The sequence below is a fragment of the Caulobacter sp. genome (genome assembly GCF_049283275.1).
GTDB lineage: Bacteria > Pseudomonadota > Alphaproteobacteria > Caulobacterales > Caulobacteraceae > Caulobacter.
Map to the genome: position 1 here is coordinate 1 of NZ_JBAPVS010000185.1, position 14679 is coordinate 14679.

Genomic DNA, 14679 nt, shown 5'->3' on the forward strand with positions numbered 1-14679 from the left:
GCCTCCGCCCCCGCCGCCTCCCCCGCCGCCTCCGCCGGCGTATGAGGCTCGCGAGTTCATCGTCTACTTCCCGTTCGATCAGTACGTCCTGACGCCGGAAGCCCAGTCGGTGGTTTCGGAAGCCGCGAACTACGCGACCTCGGGTCACGCCACCAAGCTGGTGGTTGTCGGTCACACCGACACCTCGGGTTCGCCGAAGTACAACGCCACGCTGTCGGAGCGTCGTGCGAAGGCCGTGGCTGACGCCCTGGTCGGCGCCGGTGTCGCCGCCGACACCCTGGCTGTTGACTGGAAGGGCGAAAGCGTCCCGGCCGTCGCCACCGGCGACGGTGTGAAGGAACCGCTGAACCGCCGTTCCACGATCTCGATCAACTTCTAAGATCGCGATCAGTTACTGAGGTTGAGGGCCCGGCGGAAACGCCGGGCCCTTTTCTTATTGCGCCCTCGCGAAGCGGGGGAGGCGCCGCGACCGATTCCTAAGGTCGTCCTGGCGCGAAAGAGGCGCCGTAGGCGTCGGATCGCCCGCCGGCTTGGAGCCTGGCGCAGGCAAGTGCGTTTCGGCGCAATCCGGTCCGCGAGCGGATCACTTCTTTGTGGCCTGCGACAGCGCGCCGCGGCGGCGATTACCTTGGCAATGCAACCCTTTGATCATGCCCAGCATCTTCCCGCACACCGCTGTTCGTTCACAGTTTGTTAAGAAAAAACTCGCCCTCGAGGTCCATCTCATCGTTGACGAGTCATTAGCCAATGTGGCCCCATATGTGGGCTGAGGGGGCTCCTCGGCCACAAGATGTAGCGGCTGGACGGGACGTTCCCTTTTCCGGAACACGCTGATTGATTATGGATTTTGATCATGAACGGCAGTGAAGCGGCGAAGGCGACGGCTTTCCCTCAGGCCCGCACCAGCGGCATGAAGTCTGAACGGCCCAAGCTGGCCCTGGTGCGCAAGGTCGAGGTCGATCGTTCGCGCGACGCCCTGCTGACCGATTTCGGCAAGACCACCCTGGAAGATCGCTATCTGCTTCCGGGCGAGTCGTACCAGGACATGTTCGCCCGCGTGTCGACGGCCTTCGCCGACGACGCCGACCACGCCCAGCGCGTCTACGACTATATGAGCCAGCTGTGGTTCATGCCGTCGACCCCGGTCCTGAGCAACGGCGGCGCCGAGCGCGGCCTGCCGATCAGCTGCTTCCTGAACTCGGTTTCCGACAGCCTGGACGGCATCCTCAACGTCTGGAACGAGAACGTCTGGCTGGCGGCCAACGGCGGCGGCATCGGCACCTACTGGGGCGGCGTCCGGTCGATCGGCGAGAAGGTCAAGGGCCAGGGCCAGACCAGCGGCATCATCCCCTTCATCCGCGTGATGGACAGCCTGACCCTGGCGATCAGCCAAGGCTCCTTGCGCCGCGGTTCGGCGGCCGTTTACCTCGACATCCACCACCCGGAAATCGAAGAGTTCCTGGAAATCCGCAAGGCGTCGGGCGACTTCAACCGCAAGTCCCTGAACCTGCACCACGGCATCTCGATCACCGACGAGTTCATGCACGCCGTCCGCGACGGCCATAAGTTCGGCCTGCGCTCGCCCAAGACCAACGAAGTCCTGCGCGAGGTCGACGCCCGCGCCCTGTGGCAGAAGGTCCTGGAACTGCGCCTGCAGACGGGCGAGCCCTATCTGATCTTCTCCGACACCGTGAACCGGGCCATGCCCAAGCACCAGCAGGAGCTGGGGCTGAAGGTTCGCCAATCGAACCTGTGCAGCGAGATCATGCTGCACACCGGCGTCGACCACCTGGGCAACGACCGCACGGCCGTCTGCTGCCTGTCGTCGGTCAACGCCGAGACCTTCCTGGAATGGCGCGACCATCCGATGTTCATCGAGGACATCATGCGCTTCCTCGACAACGTCCTGCAGGACTTCATCGACCGCGCCCCGGACGCCGCCGCCACCGCCGCCTACGCCGCCATGCGCGAGCGCTCGGTGGGCCTGGGCCTGATGGGCTTCCACAGCTTCCTGCAAAGCCAGAACGTGCCGTTCGAGAGCGCCCTGGCCAAGAGCTGGAACATGCGGATGTTCAAGCACCTGCGCCGCGAAGCCGACAAGGCCTCGATCACCATCGGTCAGGAAAAGGGCCCGTGCCCCGACGCCGCCGACCGCGGTTCGATGGAGCGCTTCTCGCACAAGCTGGCCATCGCCCCGACCGCGTCGATCTCGATCATCTGCGGCGGCACCAGCGCCGGCATCGAGCCGATCCCGGCCAACATCTACACCCACAAGACCCTGTCGGGCTCGTTCGCGGTCAAGAACCCCTACCTGGAGAAGCTTCTCGAGGAGAAGGGGCAGAACACCGACGCCGTCTGGGGTTCGATCCTGGAGAACGAGGGTTCGGTCCAGCACCTGGACTTCCTCGGCCAGGACGACAAGGACGTCTACAAGACCGCGTTCGAGCTGGATCAGCGCTGGGTGGTCGAACTGGCCGCCGACCGCACCCCGGAAGTCTGCCAGAGCCAGTCGGTGAACATCTTCCTGCCGGGCGACGTCGATAAGTGGGACCTGCACATGCTGCACTGGCAGGCCTGGGAGCGCGGCGTCAAATCGCTGTACTACCTGCGCTCCAAGTCGGTGCAACGGGCGTCCTACGCCGGTTCCGACGTCGCGGTGGCGGGACCCGCCAACGGCTTCGATGCGCCGTCCAAGACCGATTACGAGGAATGCTTGGCCTGCCAATAAGTCGGGCCAGTAATCGCGGGCTCCAAAACCTTAAGAATTCCTGAAAATAAACGGCGTCGCGGGCTTCCGCGGCGCCGTTTGCATATTGGGAACCATACCCCATGAGAAATGTTGATGACGTGGGGTTTTGTCCCATGGACGCGAACCGAATTCCGGGTACGCTCCTGATGGGGAAGGGTTGTGGGGACCGAAATGCGTGCTTGCACGGTATTCGTTACAGGGGTGGGTCTTAGCGTCTTGGCGATCGCCACGGCGCAAGCCCAGCCGACGGGTTCCGCCAAGTCTTCCAACATCGCGGATGGAGCGTCCGCCGCCGCCCGTAAAGTCCCGGCCAACTTTGTCGTCGACATGCGCGCCGCCGATGCGCGCGCCGGGACGCCGGTCGATCTGGACGTCCACAACGTGCGCCCCGCCAACGTGTCCGTCGGTTTCGCCGAGGCGCCCGCCGCGCGGTCCGAGCGCGCCAGCGACCCCAGTTTCGTCCTTTCGCCGGCCGGCGCTTACGGCGACGCGGCTCTGCTGGACGCCAACCGCTATTACGAGGGCCGCGGCGCGGTCAACTACCGCTCCAGCGCCGTCGTGGTCGGCGAAGGCGCGCATGCCGTGGATTCGGTCCGCGTATCGGTGGCCAGCGTCTCGCCGCTCGGCCAGACCCGGCCCCTGGCCCTGGTCCGGCCCGACGAGGACAGTTTCGAAGATCGCGCCGTCGATGTCGCCGTGACCCGCGGCTGGCCGGCGGCCGTGTCGGTGGGCGCGGGCAAGTATGCGCTGGACGTCACCCCGCACGCCGGCCTGGGCTTCGGCGGGGCGGGGGGTTCGGCCGAGGCGGGCGCCACGGTGCGTTTCGGCAAGAAGATGGGCGACCAGGTCGTCGACTCGCTGGGCGTCCAGGATGGCCGCCAATTTGGTCAGCGCGGGCGCTGGTACCTGTTCGCCGCCGCCAGCGGCCAGGCCGTGGGCCTGAACATGCTGCGCAGCGGCGAGGGCGACTGGAGCGGGGCCGGCGTCACCTCCGACGCCAGCAGCAAGCTGGTCGGCGACGGTCAGGCCGGCGTGGCCTGGCGCAAGGGGCCGATGCAGGCTTCGTTCGGCTACGTGCACCGGAAGATCAGGGCCAAGGACCAGATCATGGGCATGGCCACTCAGAAGGACGAAATGCTGGCCTTGTCGTTCAGCCTGAGGCCGCACTGGTAGGGTGTCCGCGCCGGCTCGATGTGCTCGGCGCTTGAGTTTCGGGCTCAGATCATGCAGCTAGCGCCCGTACCGCCTGCACCCGGGCCCTCATCCGAGCCACCAAGCGTCATGAGCGACAGCGAGCCCCCTCGCCCCCGCAAGATCCTCAGCCTGAAGAGCGGCGTCGCCGCGCCGGGCGGTCCGCCGCCGTTGGAGCGCATCCAGCGGCCGGCCGGACGCAAACGCGTGGTGATCACCGCGCCCGAGCCGCCGCCGACGCCCCCGGCCACCGGCGATTTCAAGTGCAAGCCCTGCGGCACGCGCTTCGACCCGCCGACCGAACTGGCCGATGAGGACTCGGTGCGCTGCCCGTCCTGCAACGCCCGCCTGGGCCTGGCCTCGGACTTCCGCGCCGACCCGCCGAACGTCGACAAGCTGCGCGCGCGCTACCTCAAGAAATAGGCTCTTCCAGGTCGGGACCCTTGTCGAGCGCCAGGCCGCTCGTCGAGGCCAGGATGGGATCCTTGACCGTGCGCGCCCGCGCTGTCGGGGCGCGCTTGAACAGGCCGCGCCACAAGGGTTCGGGCGTCGGGAGGGCGCTGGACCACAGCTGGCCCCTGATCGCCAGGGCCTCGGCGTCGTCGAAGGTCCGCCTCATCAGCGCGGTCTCGAACTTCATCATGTTGAAGTTCTCGAAGCTGTTGGGGATCGAGGCCGACCAGAGCGGCAGGTTGTGGCGGGCGCAGAAGCCGGCCGCGACGCTCAGCGCCTGGCGGTACGAGAACCGCAGCATGGTCTCGAAGGCGCGGCCCATGATCGAGGTCACGCCCGGCGGGGTGGTGCGGGGCGAGGGGTCCAGCACGGTGTTGAAGATCACATAGACCCGGCCGCGCCGCATGCGCTGGCCCAGCTCGCGCCAGCGCAGCAGGGCGTCGGGCATCAGGAACAGCGGCGCGGCGATGCCGCCGTCGGCGTGCATTTCCTGATAGCGCTTCATTCCGCCGTTGCCGTCCGGAGCCTCGACGTCGATCAGCTTGGGCGGGAACAGGCCGGGCAGGGTGGCCGAGGCCACCAGCACGTCGCGGAACAGTTTCACGGCCGCCTCGCCGCCGCGGGTGGCGATCGCCCCCATGTCCCAGATCGTCGCCTTCTGGCTGTCCAGATTGGTGGTGGCGATCAGCAGGCGGCGGCCGCGGGCGTGCTCGCGAGCCACGGCCTGGATCACCTCCAGATCGAAGAACGGGGCGACCAGGCCGTCCAGGGAGTCGCCGCGGAACAGGCTGGGGCCCAGGGTCGGCCCCAGGCGCCTGAGGCTCATCAGCTCGGCCGCGTGGCCGCCGACATAGGCGTCGGTCAGCCGGTCGTCCCATTCCGGGCCGAGGAAGGCCAGGGGCGCGATCAGGGCGCCGGTGCTGACGCCGGTGACGATGGCGAAGTTCGGACGGGTCCCGGCCTTGGTCAGGCCGACCAGGGCGCCGGCCCCGAAGGCCCCGCCCGCCGCCCCGCCCGACAGGGCCAGGATGTTGAAATCGCTCCCGCCCAGCAGCGGCCGCAGCGGGGCCAGGCGGTCGGCGACGTTGCGCAGGGCCTCGTCGGCCTCGTCGACGCTGAGCCGCACGCCCGGAAAGCCGACCGCCTCGATCTGGCTTTCGTGCTGGGTCAGCGGAGCCGGCAGGCGCTTGCCGCGCTGTCCGTTGGCCGCCCGATCCCGGAAGAAGGTCTGGACGGTCTTTTTGGGGTCCGACGGGGTGTTCAAGGCCAGCTCAACTTACGCCAGGTCAGGGGTGACCGCTCGAGGTCAGGACCACCCCGACCAGCACCGCGGCGTAGTGCAGGCCGGCGCCGCCGATCACGTGACCGTGCCAGATCGCCCGCCGGAACTTCAGCCGCTTCATCAGGTAGAACACCGTACCCGTGGAATAGATCACGCCGCCGATGGCCAAAAGCATCAGGGCCACCCAGCCCATGCCGTCGATCATCGGCTTGACGGCCACCAGGACCAGCCAGCCCAGGGCCAGGTACAGCCCGACCCAGAAGCGCTTGTCCAACCCCGGCAGCAACAGCTTGGCCAGCACCCCGACCCCGGCCACGGTCCAGACGGCCGTGGTCATGCCGATCGCCCACCAGCCGTGCAGGTTCTGGGTGGTGAAGGGCGTGTAGGACGCCGCGATCATGATGAAGATGCCGGCGTGGTCGAAGCGGCGCAGCAGCGGCCGCCAGCGGGCCTTGGAGAAGTTGTAGGCGGTCGACAGCGACAGCATGGTGATCAGGCCCACCGTATAGACGCCGATGGCCGCCACCTGGCTCAGCGAGCCCAGGCCGAAGGCCAGGCCCAGCAGGATGCCGCCGCCCAGCAGGGCGCAGGCCAGGCCGGCCAGGTGCACCACGAGGTCGGCGCACTTGGCGCCGGCCGTCGGATAGTGCGTGGCTGGAACGGTCGCGGGAACCTGCGCGGGGGCCGCTGTCGCAACGATGCTTGTGGTCTCTGTCATGGCCCACCCACTGTACGCTCAATCGGTGACATATAAACGCCGATCATCGTGGCTGGGATAGGGCCGCGGGGCCCACAAGGGTGAAAAGACGACACGAGGCGGCCGCCGCGACGTCCTAGCCGATGCGGGGTTCGGTCCCGGCCAGCAGCCGCCCGATGTTGGCGCGATGGCGCGCGATGACGTAGACGCCGCCCGCGATCACCAGCAATCGATAGGGCAAGGGGTGCTCCAGGGCGCCGATGAGCATGATCGCGACCAGGGCCGCGAGCATCGAACTGAGGGAAACGGTTCGGGAAATCGCCAGGGCGACACCGAAGACCGTCGCGGCGCCCAGGCCGACGGGCCAGGATATCGCCAGCAGCACGCCCAGCCCCGTCGCGGCCGATTTTCCTCCGGTGAAGTTCAGCCAGATCGAGCGGCTGTGCCCCAGCAACACGACAAGGCCGGCCGAGGCGACGGCCCAAGGCGTCCAGGCTTGCGGATCGAGCGCCTGCGGCGCGACGACCGGCGTCGTGTAGAGCCAGCGGAGGAAAGCCGGCGCCGCCACGCCCTTGAGCACGTCCACCACGAGCACGACCAGGGCGGGCCATTTCCCCAGGGTTCGAAGGGCGTTGGTCGCCCCGACGGACTTGGAGCCATGCTCCCGTATATCGACGCCCTTCAGCCATTTCCCCGCCAGATAGGCCGTGGGCAGGGAGCCGAGGAGATAGGCGACCGCCAATCCGGCGAGGTTCGCGATCCAGAAAACCATGGGCCTCGCCTCAATGTGCAGGCTTCAGGGGACCATGGTTCGATCGGTCACATCCAGGCTTTTGATCGCGACCGCCCCTAGCCCAGCAGACCGTGCGCGCCGTCCCAGGCCAGCTTGGTCCCGACCGCGATCAGCAGGACGTAGATGACCTTGTAGAAGCCCTCGGCGGGCACGCGGCGCACCAGCCACACCCCGGCCCAGGTCGAGGCCAGGGCCAGGGGCAGCAGCACGGCCGCCGTGGTCAGCACCTGGGGCGTGAACTGGCCCAGGGCGACATAGGCCGGCACCTTCATCCAGTTGACGACCGCGAAGAAGATGGCGCTGGTGCCGATGAACACGTCGCGCGGCAGGCGGCGGGGCAGCACATAGATCTGGAACGGCGGGCCGCCGGCGTGGGCCACCTGGCTGGTGAAGCCGGCGACCGCCCCGCACAGGGCCCCCAGCCAGGGCCTGGCCGGGCCGGTCTCGATCGCCTGGGCGACCTTGACCGCCCGCTCGGCCCACAGGCGCTGCAGCGAGAAGGCGATGGAGATCAGGCCGATCGACAGCTCGACCGCCGCCACCGACACCCGGGCGGCCAGCAGCCAGCCCAGGAAGATCCCGACCGCCGCGGCCGGCAGCATCAGGATCAGCAGGCCCTTGTCCCAGGTCTTGCGGAACGACCAGACGCTGACGACGTCCTGGGTCAGCAGGATCGGCAGGGTGATCGCCGCGGCCAGCACCGGCGAGATGACCAGGGCCATCATCGGCACCGCCACCACCCCGATCCCGGCGAACCCGCCCTTGGCCAGGCCCAGCAGGATCACGGCGGGAATGGCGACGGCGTAGAAGAGGGGGTCGGTCAGCATGGTGGGGGTGTTAGCAGGATCGTGGGCGGTTTCCCAAGGGGGCGGTGCGGCGAACACTTGCCCCCTACGGACCGCTTCGCGGTCGTCTTCCCCCACAGGGGGAAGAGCGCTCCGCCCCCTATGGGGGCGGACAGGCGGCGAAGCCGCCAGGTGGGGGCAAGTGTTCACCGGCAGGGCGCTAAGGGCGCGGGCCCCTACCCAGCAGCTCCCTTGCTCTCCCACCCCTCCACGAACGGAAACCGCTCGGCCCAGAACGTCGCCAACCTCGGATCGGCGTCCACCCGCCGAACGACCTCGCCCATCCTCGGCGCCACCGCGTAGAACCGCTTGCGCCGAGGTCCCCACCGGCTGACCACGGCGACGTACAGATCGAGCACCGTCAGCTCTTCGCCCAGCAGGTAGCCGCCAGGATCAAGCTGTCCCTCCATCATCCCCCAGCACTCGGCGATGCGCTCAGCCGTTGCCGCCTTGATCCGCGCCTGGACCTCCGGATCGGGCCCGCCCAGCCGTGACGGATCGTCCCGCACCCAGAACAGCGCGTAGATCGAGGCCGGCACGAACACCATCCAGCGCAGGAACTGGGCGCGCAGGGGCGAGTCCACGGGCGGGGCCAGCCGCGCCTCCGGAAACCGGTCGGCCAGCCAGATCAGGATGGCGGCGCTCTCGGTGATCGTCTCGCCGTCGGGCGTGACCAGGGCCGGGATCTGTTTCAGCGGATTGACCCCCGCCACCTTGGCCTGCTGGGCCGCGCCCTCCCAGGTCGGCGCCTCGATCACGGTGTAGGGCTGCTTCAAAAGGGTCAAAGCGGCCTCGACAGGCACAGACCCCGAGCCAAGCGCGCCATAGATGGTGTAAGCTTGATTCATCATTCGTTACCCAATTCGCCCACAACATGTTGTGTGCTGCGACCATCTGGCCACTAGATACGGCCATGGGAGCCCGATACCAAAAGACTGTAATCGTCCGTCCGATTCGTGTCCGTCCGCCCTTGGAGCCGTTCTCGATGTCCGCCAAGCTTATCACCCTGCCCGGTCTCCTGACTCCGTCCGCCGCCTACAAGCCGTTCCGTTATCCGTGGGCCCACGAGTTCTGGAAGAAGCAGCAGCAGGTCCACTGGATGCCGGAAGAGATCCCGCTGGGCGAGGATCTCAAGGACTGGGCCGTCAAGCTCAATGACAAGGAACGGAACCTGCTGACGCAGATCTTCCGCTTCTTCACCCAGGCCGACATCGAGGTCGCCGACAACTACATGGAGCGCTACGGCCGGGTGTTCAAACCCACCGAAGTGAAGATGATGCTGTCGTCGTTCGCCAATATGGAGACCATCCATATCGCGGCCTACGCGCTGCTCCTCGAGACCATCGGCATGCCGGAAAGCGAATTCGGCGCGTTCATGGAATACCAGGAGATGCGCGACAAGCACGACTTCATGCAGAAGTTCGGCGTCGACACCAATGCCGACATCTGCCGCACCCTGGCGATGTTCGGCGGCTTCACCGAAGGCCTGCAGCTGTTCGCCTCGTTCGCGATGCTGATGAACTTCCCGCGCTTCAACAAGATGAAGGGCATGGGCCAGGTCGTGTCGTGGTCGATCCGCGACGAGAGCCTGCACTGCGAAGGCATCATCAAGCTCTACCACGCCTTCAACGCCGAGACCGGCGCGGTGACCAAGAGCGTGGCCGCCGACATCGTCGACTGCTGCAAGACCGTGGTCACCATGGAGGACGCCTTCATCGACCTGGCCTTCGAGGCCGGCGAGATCCAGGGCATGACCCCCGAGGACATCAAACAGTACATCCGGTTCATCGCCGACTGGCGCCTGCGCCAGCTGCACCTGCCGGAAGTCTACGGCATCAAGGAAAACCCGCTGCCCTGGCTGCAGTCGCTGCTGTCGGGCGTGGAGCACGCCAACTTCTTCGAGGCCCGGGCCACGGAATATTCCAAGGCCGCCACCACGGGCCAATGGCACGGCGCGGAGGGCGTGTGGTCGAGCTTCGACAACATGCTGCAAAAGCGCTCTGAGAGCACCCTGCCGGCAGAATAAAAGCAGGCTAAAAGAAGCAGGGAAGACGGGGATAACATGTCGCCGCCCTCGCAAGGGGGCGGCGTTTCTTTGTCCGGAGTCCCCTCTTGTCGGGAAAAATGGCGATGCGGATAGCGGTGATCGGACCGGGCGCGGTGGGCGGGGTGATCGCCGCGTGGCTGGCCCAGAATCCGGCCCTGAGGGTCGAGGTCTGCGCGCGCACCGCCTTCGACCGGCTGGAGGTCGAGACCCCGGGCGGGCCGCTGACAGCGACCCCGCGGGTGCTGACCGCGCCGGATCAGGCCTTCCCGGACGAAAAGGGGGGCGTGGACTGGGCGATCATCACCACCAAGACCTATGACGCGGCCGCCACCGGCGCCTGGCTGGCGCGGCTGGTCGGACCCGACACCCGCGTGGCGGTGCTGCAGAACGGCGTCGAGCACGTCGAGCGCTTCACCCCCTATGTCGACGCGGCGCGGATCACCCCGGCGGTGGTCGACATTCCCGCCGAGCGCAGCGCCCCCGGCCGCGTGCGCCAGCGGCGGGACGGCACGATCCTGGTTCCGCAAGGCGCGGCGGGGCAGGCCTTCACGGCCCTGTTCGCCCATACGCCGATCAAGGTCTCCACGACGGACGACTTCAAGACCGCCGCCTGGAAGAAGCTGGCCCTCAACTGCGCCGGGGCGGTCAACGCCCTGACCTTGAAGCCGTCAGGCGTGGCCCAGCGCGAGCCGATCGCCGACATCATGCGGGCGCTCGTGGCCGAGTGCGTGGCGGTGGGCCGAGCCGAAGGGGCGGACCTGCCGTCCGACCTGCCCGAGACGGTGGTGGCCGGCTATCGGTCGGGACCGGCCGACGGGGTCAATTCCCTGCACGCCGACCGGGCGGCGGGCCGGCCCATGGAACTGGACGCCCGCAACGGCGTGATCGTCCGCCTGGGCGCGCGGCATGGGATCGCCACGCCGGTCAATGCGATGGTGGTGGCGCTGCTGGAGGCGGCGGCGGCTTGAATTCATCGCCACCCAAGCTCAGTGCAGGGTCCTTGTCCTTCGACGAGCTCAGGATGAGGACCAATGTACAGGCCGTGGCCGTAGAAAACCTCATCCTGAGCTTGTCGAAGGACGAGGTTTTCGCTTTCGAAAGCCGACCGTCGGTCGGCCGCCTAGTCCCTACGGCCGGTCCTTCTTGGGGATCGCCGCGACCTGTTCGGCCGTGAGCTTGGTGATGCTCTTGGCCATGATCGGCATGGCGATGCCGAAGCCGTCGGAGACCCGCAGGTCCAGGTCGATCGGGCCGCAGACCGTGTCGATGCCGCGCTGGATCGACACCAGGTGCACGCCGGGGGAGGTCAGCTGGCTGGTGCCGTGCGACAGCTCCACCTGATAGACGTCGCGATTGCGCACCTTCATGTAGAGCGTGTCGCGATCGGGCGCGCTCCAGCCGTCCCAGTCTGACAGGGAGAAGCATTGGCGCGCCGGGCGGGGCTTGGCTTGAGCGTCGGGGGCGGCGGCGTCGGCGAGGGCCGGAGCGGCGGCGGCCAGCAGGACCGTCGCCGCAAGGCCGGCCCGGATCATGGATTTGGCGTTCATGGCGGTTTTCCTAACCAACATCCCTCGGGGGAGAGATTGGTCCTCTCCCCCCCGAAGTCAATCGGCCAGGCTTGCGCGGTCTAGGCCTTGGCCGGCTCGATCTCGGGCTCCGGATCGTCCAGCTCGCCCTCCCACTTGGCGACCACGGCGGCGGCCACCGAATTGCCGACCACGTTGGTGGCGCTGCGGCCCATGTCCAGCAGGTGGTCGACGCCCAGCACCAGGGCGATCCAGGTCTCGGGCAGGCCGAAATAGGTCAGGGTGGCCATGATCACCACCAGCGAGGCGCGCGGCACGCCGGCTATGCCCTTGGAGGTCACCATCAGCAGCAGCAGCATGAAGATCTGCTGCTGGACCGTCAGGTGCACGCCGTGGGCCTGCAGGATGAAGACCGTGGCGAAGGTGCAGTACAGCATCGAGCCGTCGAGATTGAACGAATAGCCCAGCGGCAGGACGAACGAGACGATGCGGCGGCGGATGCCCAGCTTGGGCAGGACGTCCAGGATGCGCGGATAGGCGGCTTCCGAGCTGGCGGTCGAGAAGGCCAGCAGGGCCGGCTCGCGGATGGCCCCGAACAGCGGGATCGCCCGCTTGCCCAGCACCAGGAAGGCGGCCAGGAACAGCAGCAGCCACAGCGTGCCCATGGTGGCGTAGAAGCCCATAACGAACTTGCCGTAGACCACCAGCATCGAGATGCCCTGGTCGGCGATGGTCGAGGCCAGGGCGCAGAAGATCGCCAGCGGGGCCAGCTTCATCACGAAGCCGGTGACCTTGAGCATGACCTGAGCGCCCTGCTCGGCCAGCTCCAGGATGTGCGGGGCCTTGTTGTCCAGCGAGGCCACGGCGGTGCCGACGAACAGGCTGAAGACAACGATCTGCAGGATCTCGTTCTTGGCCATGGCCTCGAAGATCGAGGCCGGCACCAGGTGGGTGATGAAGCCCTGCAGGGTGAAGGTCTCGGTCGAGGCGGCCGGAGCCTTGGCGGCGGCGTCGACGACCTCGTTCAGCACCAGGCCCGAGCCCGGGTGCAGCAGATGCACCATCAGCAGGCCCAGCAGCAGAGAGACGGCCGAAGCGCTGATGAACCAGCCCATGGTCTTGGCGCCGATCCGGCCCACGGCGGCGGCGTCCTCCATATGGGCGATGCCGGCCACCAGGGTGGTGAGGACCAGCGGGGCGATGATCATCTTGATCAGCCGCAGGAACAGGTCGGTGCCCATCTTGAACCACTTGACCGCCTCGGCGGTCTGGGCGGGGTCGAGGTACTGGTTGCAGACCCAGCCGACCAGGACCCCGAGGACCATGGCGGCGATGATCAGGAAGGCGAAACGTCTATTCATGAATTCCCCCGTCGAGCGCGAGGCCCGAACGCATTGGTCGAGTCGACCTTAAGCGAAAGGATGGGGGGCAAGCTTTCCGCTCGCGCGCCCGTCGCCTCGGTCGTTACGACCCTTGTGGCCGACGAAATCGGCTTCGTCCATGCCCTGGAGCCCACCGTTGGGCCTTACGCTGGAAAACCCGGCGGAACGCTGATATAGGGCGCCATGTCAAACCAAGAAAAAGCAATCGCCGTCGTTGAGCAGCTCAACGTAGAATACGAACGCGCCGTCGACGCCCTGCGGACCGCGCTTCGCGTCTATCTCGAAACCGGAGCCCGCCCCGACCCGCAAGCGCGGTTCGACGGCACGTTCGCCTATCCCGAGCTGCGGCTGATCTATGATCCCGAGGCCCTGCCGCCCAAGCTGGCGCGCTCGTACGCCCGGGTCAGCCGGCCCGGCGTCTACGCCACCACCATCACCAAGCCCAACCAGTTCAAGGATTACCTGGTCGAGCAGCTGACCCTGCTGCTGAACGATTTCGACGTCGAGATCGAGATCGACCGCTCCAGCCAGGAGATCCCCTATCCCTACGTGCTGGACGCCACCATCGACCTGAACCAGGCCGATGTCCGCTCCGAGGACATCGCCCGCTTCTTCCCGACCACGGACCTGGCCTTCATCGGCGACGAGATCGCCGACGGGGTCTGGAGCCCGGCGATGGAGGAGGCCCGCCCGCTGGCCCTGTTCGACGGCCTGCGCACCGACTTCTCGCTGGCCCGCCTGAGGCACTACACCGGCGCCCCGGCCGAGCACGTCCAGCAGTTCATCCTGTTCACCAACTATCATCGCTATGTCGACGAGTTCGTGCGCTGGGGCATCGAGCAGCTGGGCCAGGACGGCAGCCGCTATGAAGGCCTGTCGTGCTCGGGCGGTCTGATGATCACCGCCAACACCGCCAATCCTGAACTGGCGGTGGCGGAATCGACCTGGCGCAAGCACCAGATGCCGGCCTACCACCTGATGGCCCCCGGCGGCACGGGGATCACCCTGGTCAATATCGGCGTGGGCCCGTCCAACGCCAAGACCATCTGCGACCACCTGGCCGTGCTGCGCCCGCAGGCCTGGCTGATGATCGGCCACTGCGGCGGCCTGCGCGACACCCAGACCATCGGCGACTACGTGCTGGCCCATGCCTATCTGCGCGACGACCACGTGCTGGACGCCGTCCTGCCCCCCGAGATCCCGGTGCCGTCGATCGCCGAGGTCCAGCGAGCCCTCTACGACGCGGCCAAGATGATCAGCGGCGACTCGGGCGATCAGCTCAAGAAGCGCTTGCGGACGGGCACGGTGGTCACCACCGACGACCGCAACTGGGAACTGCGCCACAGCCTCTCGGCCCTGCGCTTCAACCAGAGCCGGGCCGTGGCCATCGACATGGAGTCCGCGACCATCTCGGCCCAGGGCTATCGCTTCCGGGTGCCGTACGGGACGCTGCTGTGCGTCTCGGACAAGCCGCTGCATGGCGAGATCAAGCTGCCCGGCCAGGCCAACGCCTTCTATGAGCGGGCCATCAGCCAGCACCTGCAGATCGGGATCCTGACCTGCAAGCTGCTGCTGGAAGAGGGGGCCAACCTGCACTCGCGCAAGCTTCGGGCGTTCGACGAGCCGCCGTTCAGGTAGGCCACGAAGACCCCCTCAGTCGCTCCGCGACAGCTCCCCCAGAGGGGGAGCATCTAGCGCGATCAGATCCTCCCCC

At 67.3% G+C, this 14679-nt stretch carries 14 protein-coding genes; 7 read left to right on the forward strand and 7 right to left on the reverse strand.

The annotated features are described in order from the left end of the window. The 4 genes from WAL33_RS10140 to WAL33_RS10155 all read left to right on the forward strand — a co-directional run. Positions 1-379, forward strand: a 379-nt coding sequence (locus WAL33_RS10140) for an OmpA family protein (RefSeq protein WP_422180992.1), incomplete at its 5' end; no start/stop codon positions are given. A 468-nt stretch (positions 380-847) separates the two neighbouring features. Beyond that, positions 848-2728, forward strand: a complete 1881-nt coding sequence (locus tag WAL33_RS10145; RefSeq protein WP_422180994.1) for a ribonucleoside-diphosphate reductase subunit alpha — start codon at positions 848-850, stop codon at positions 2726-2728. A gap of 237 nt (positions 2729-2965) precedes the next feature. Continuing rightward, a complete protein-coding gene (locus WAL33_RS10150) occupies positions 2966-3922 on the forward strand; it encodes a lipid A-modifier LpxR family protein (RefSeq protein ID WP_422180996.1) in 957 nt (318 codons plus the stop codon). 108 nt (positions 3923-4030) lie between these two features. Then, a complete protein-coding gene (locus WAL33_RS10155; RefSeq protein WP_422180997.1) occupies positions 4031-4363 on the forward strand; it encodes a hypothetical protein in 333 nt (110 codons plus the stop codon). Here WAL33_RS10155 and WAL33_RS10160 read toward each other — a convergent pair. The 5 genes from WAL33_RS10160 to WAL33_RS10180 all read right to left on the reverse strand — a co-directional run bounded on the left by WAL33_RS10160 (position 4353) and on the right by WAL33_RS10180 (position 8858). Next, positions 4353-5657: a patatin-like phospholipase family protein gene (locus WAL33_RS10160; RefSeq protein ID WP_422180999.1), complete on the reverse strand. Its 1305-nt coding sequence runs from the start codon at positions 5655-5657 to the stop codon at positions 4353-4355. The genes WAL33_RS10155 and WAL33_RS10160 overlap by 11 nt on opposite strands. A gap of 22 nt (positions 5658-5679) precedes the next feature. Continuing rightward, positions 5680-6393 (reverse strand): PAQR family membrane homeostasis protein TrhA, encoded by a 714-nt coding sequence (trhA, locus tag WAL33_RS10165; RefSeq protein ID WP_422181001.1) that lies wholly within the window; start codon positions 6391-6393, stop codon positions 5680-5682. 115 nt (positions 6394-6508) lie between these two features. Continuing rightward, positions 6509-7144: a glycerol-3-phosphate 1-O-acyltransferase PlsY gene (plsY, locus tag WAL33_RS10170; protein ID WP_422181003.1), complete on the reverse strand. Its 636-nt coding sequence runs from the start codon at positions 7142-7144 to the stop codon at positions 6509-6511. 77 nt (positions 7145-7221) lie between these two features. Then, positions 7222-7992 carry a sulfite exporter TauE/SafE family protein gene (locus tag WAL33_RS10175; RefSeq protein ID WP_422181005.1) on the reverse strand — a complete coding sequence of 257 codons (771 nt, stop codon included), beginning with the start codon at positions 7990-7992 and terminating at the stop codon, positions 7222-7224. Between the two features lie 194 nt (positions 7993-8186). Continuing rightward, a complete protein-coding gene (locus tag WAL33_RS10180) occupies positions 8187-8858 on the reverse strand; it encodes a glutathione S-transferase family protein (RefSeq protein ID WP_422181015.1) in 672 nt (223 codons plus the stop codon). 137 nt (positions 8859-8995) lie between these two features. On the opposite strand from WAL33_RS10180, the gene WAL33_RS10185 reads away from it, so the two are divergent. After that, on the forward strand, positions 8996-10036 hold the full coding sequence (locus WAL33_RS10185; RefSeq protein WP_422181007.1) for a ribonucleotide-diphosphate reductase subunit beta: 1041 nt from the start codon (positions 8996-8998) through the stop codon (positions 10034-10036). Positions 10037-10140: 104 nt separating this feature from the next. Further along, the gene (locus tag WAL33_RS10190) at positions 10141-11025 is read left to right on the forward strand and encodes a 2-dehydropantoate 2-reductase (protein WP_422181017.1); all 885 of its coding nucleotides are present in this window, start codon (positions 10141-10143) and stop codon (positions 11023-11025) included. Positions 11026-11184: 159 nt separating this feature from the next. Here WAL33_RS10190 and WAL33_RS10195 read toward each other — a convergent pair whose 3' ends face one another. Further along, entirely contained in the window at positions 11185-11604 is a 420-nt protein-coding gene (locus WAL33_RS10195; protein WP_422181009.1) for a DUF6491 family protein, read from the reverse strand. An 80-nt stretch (positions 11605-11684) separates the two neighbouring features. Beyond that, positions 11685-12944, reverse strand: a complete 1260-nt coding sequence (locus tag WAL33_RS10200; RefSeq protein ID WP_422181011.1) for a dicarboxylate/amino acid:cation symporter — start codon at positions 12942-12944, stop codon at positions 11685-11687. Positions 12945-13148: 204 nt separating this feature from the next. Between WAL33_RS10200 and WAL33_RS10205 the strand changes: the two genes are divergently transcribed. Continuing rightward, entirely contained in the window at positions 13149-14603 is a 1455-nt protein-coding gene (locus WAL33_RS10205) for an AMP nucleosidase (protein WP_422181013.1), read from the forward strand. Positions 14604-14679 lie beyond the last annotated feature (76 nt).

Excerpts from the sequence above, each read along its gene's own strand:
- WAL33_RS10180 (WP_422181015.1), bottom strand. The coding sequence starts at position 8,858 with ATGAATCAAGCTTACACCATCTATGGCGCGCTTGGCTCGGGGTCTGTG.
- WAL33_RS10175 (WP_422181005.1), bottom strand. The coding sequence starts at position 7,992 with ATGCTGACCGACCCCCTCTTCTACGCCGTCGCCATTCCCGCCGTGATC.
- WAL33_RS10205 (WP_422181013.1), top strand. The coding sequence starts at position 13,149 with ATGTCAAACCAAGAAAAAGCAATCGCCGTCGTTGAGCAGCTCAACGTA.
- plsY (WP_422181003.1), bottom strand. The coding sequence starts at position 7,144 with ATGGTTTTCTGGATCGCGAACCTCGCCGGATTGGCGGTCGCCTATCTC.
- WAL33_RS10195 (WP_422181009.1), bottom strand. The coding sequence starts at position 11,604 with ATGAACGCCAAATCCATGATCCGGGCCGGCCTTGCGGCGACGGTCCTG.
- WAL33_RS10155 (WP_422180997.1), top strand. The coding sequence starts at position 4,031 with ATGAGCGACAGCGAGCCCCCTCGCCCCCGCAAGATCCTCAGCCTGAAG.
- WAL33_RS10200 (WP_422181011.1), bottom strand. The coding sequence starts at position 12,944 with ATGAATAGACGTTTCGCCTTCCTGATCATCGCCGCCATGGTCCTCGGG.
- trhA (WP_422181001.1), bottom strand. The coding sequence starts at position 6,393 with ATGACAGAGACCACAAGCATCGTTGCGACAGCGGCCCCCGCGCAGGTT.
- WAL33_RS10185 (WP_422181007.1), top strand. The coding sequence starts at position 8,996 with ATGTCCGCCAAGCTTATCACCCTGCCCGGTCTCCTGACTCCGTCCGCC.
- WAL33_RS10190 (WP_422181017.1), top strand. The coding sequence starts at position 10,141 with ATGCGGATAGCGGTGATCGGACCGGGCGCGGTGGGCGGGGTGATCGCC.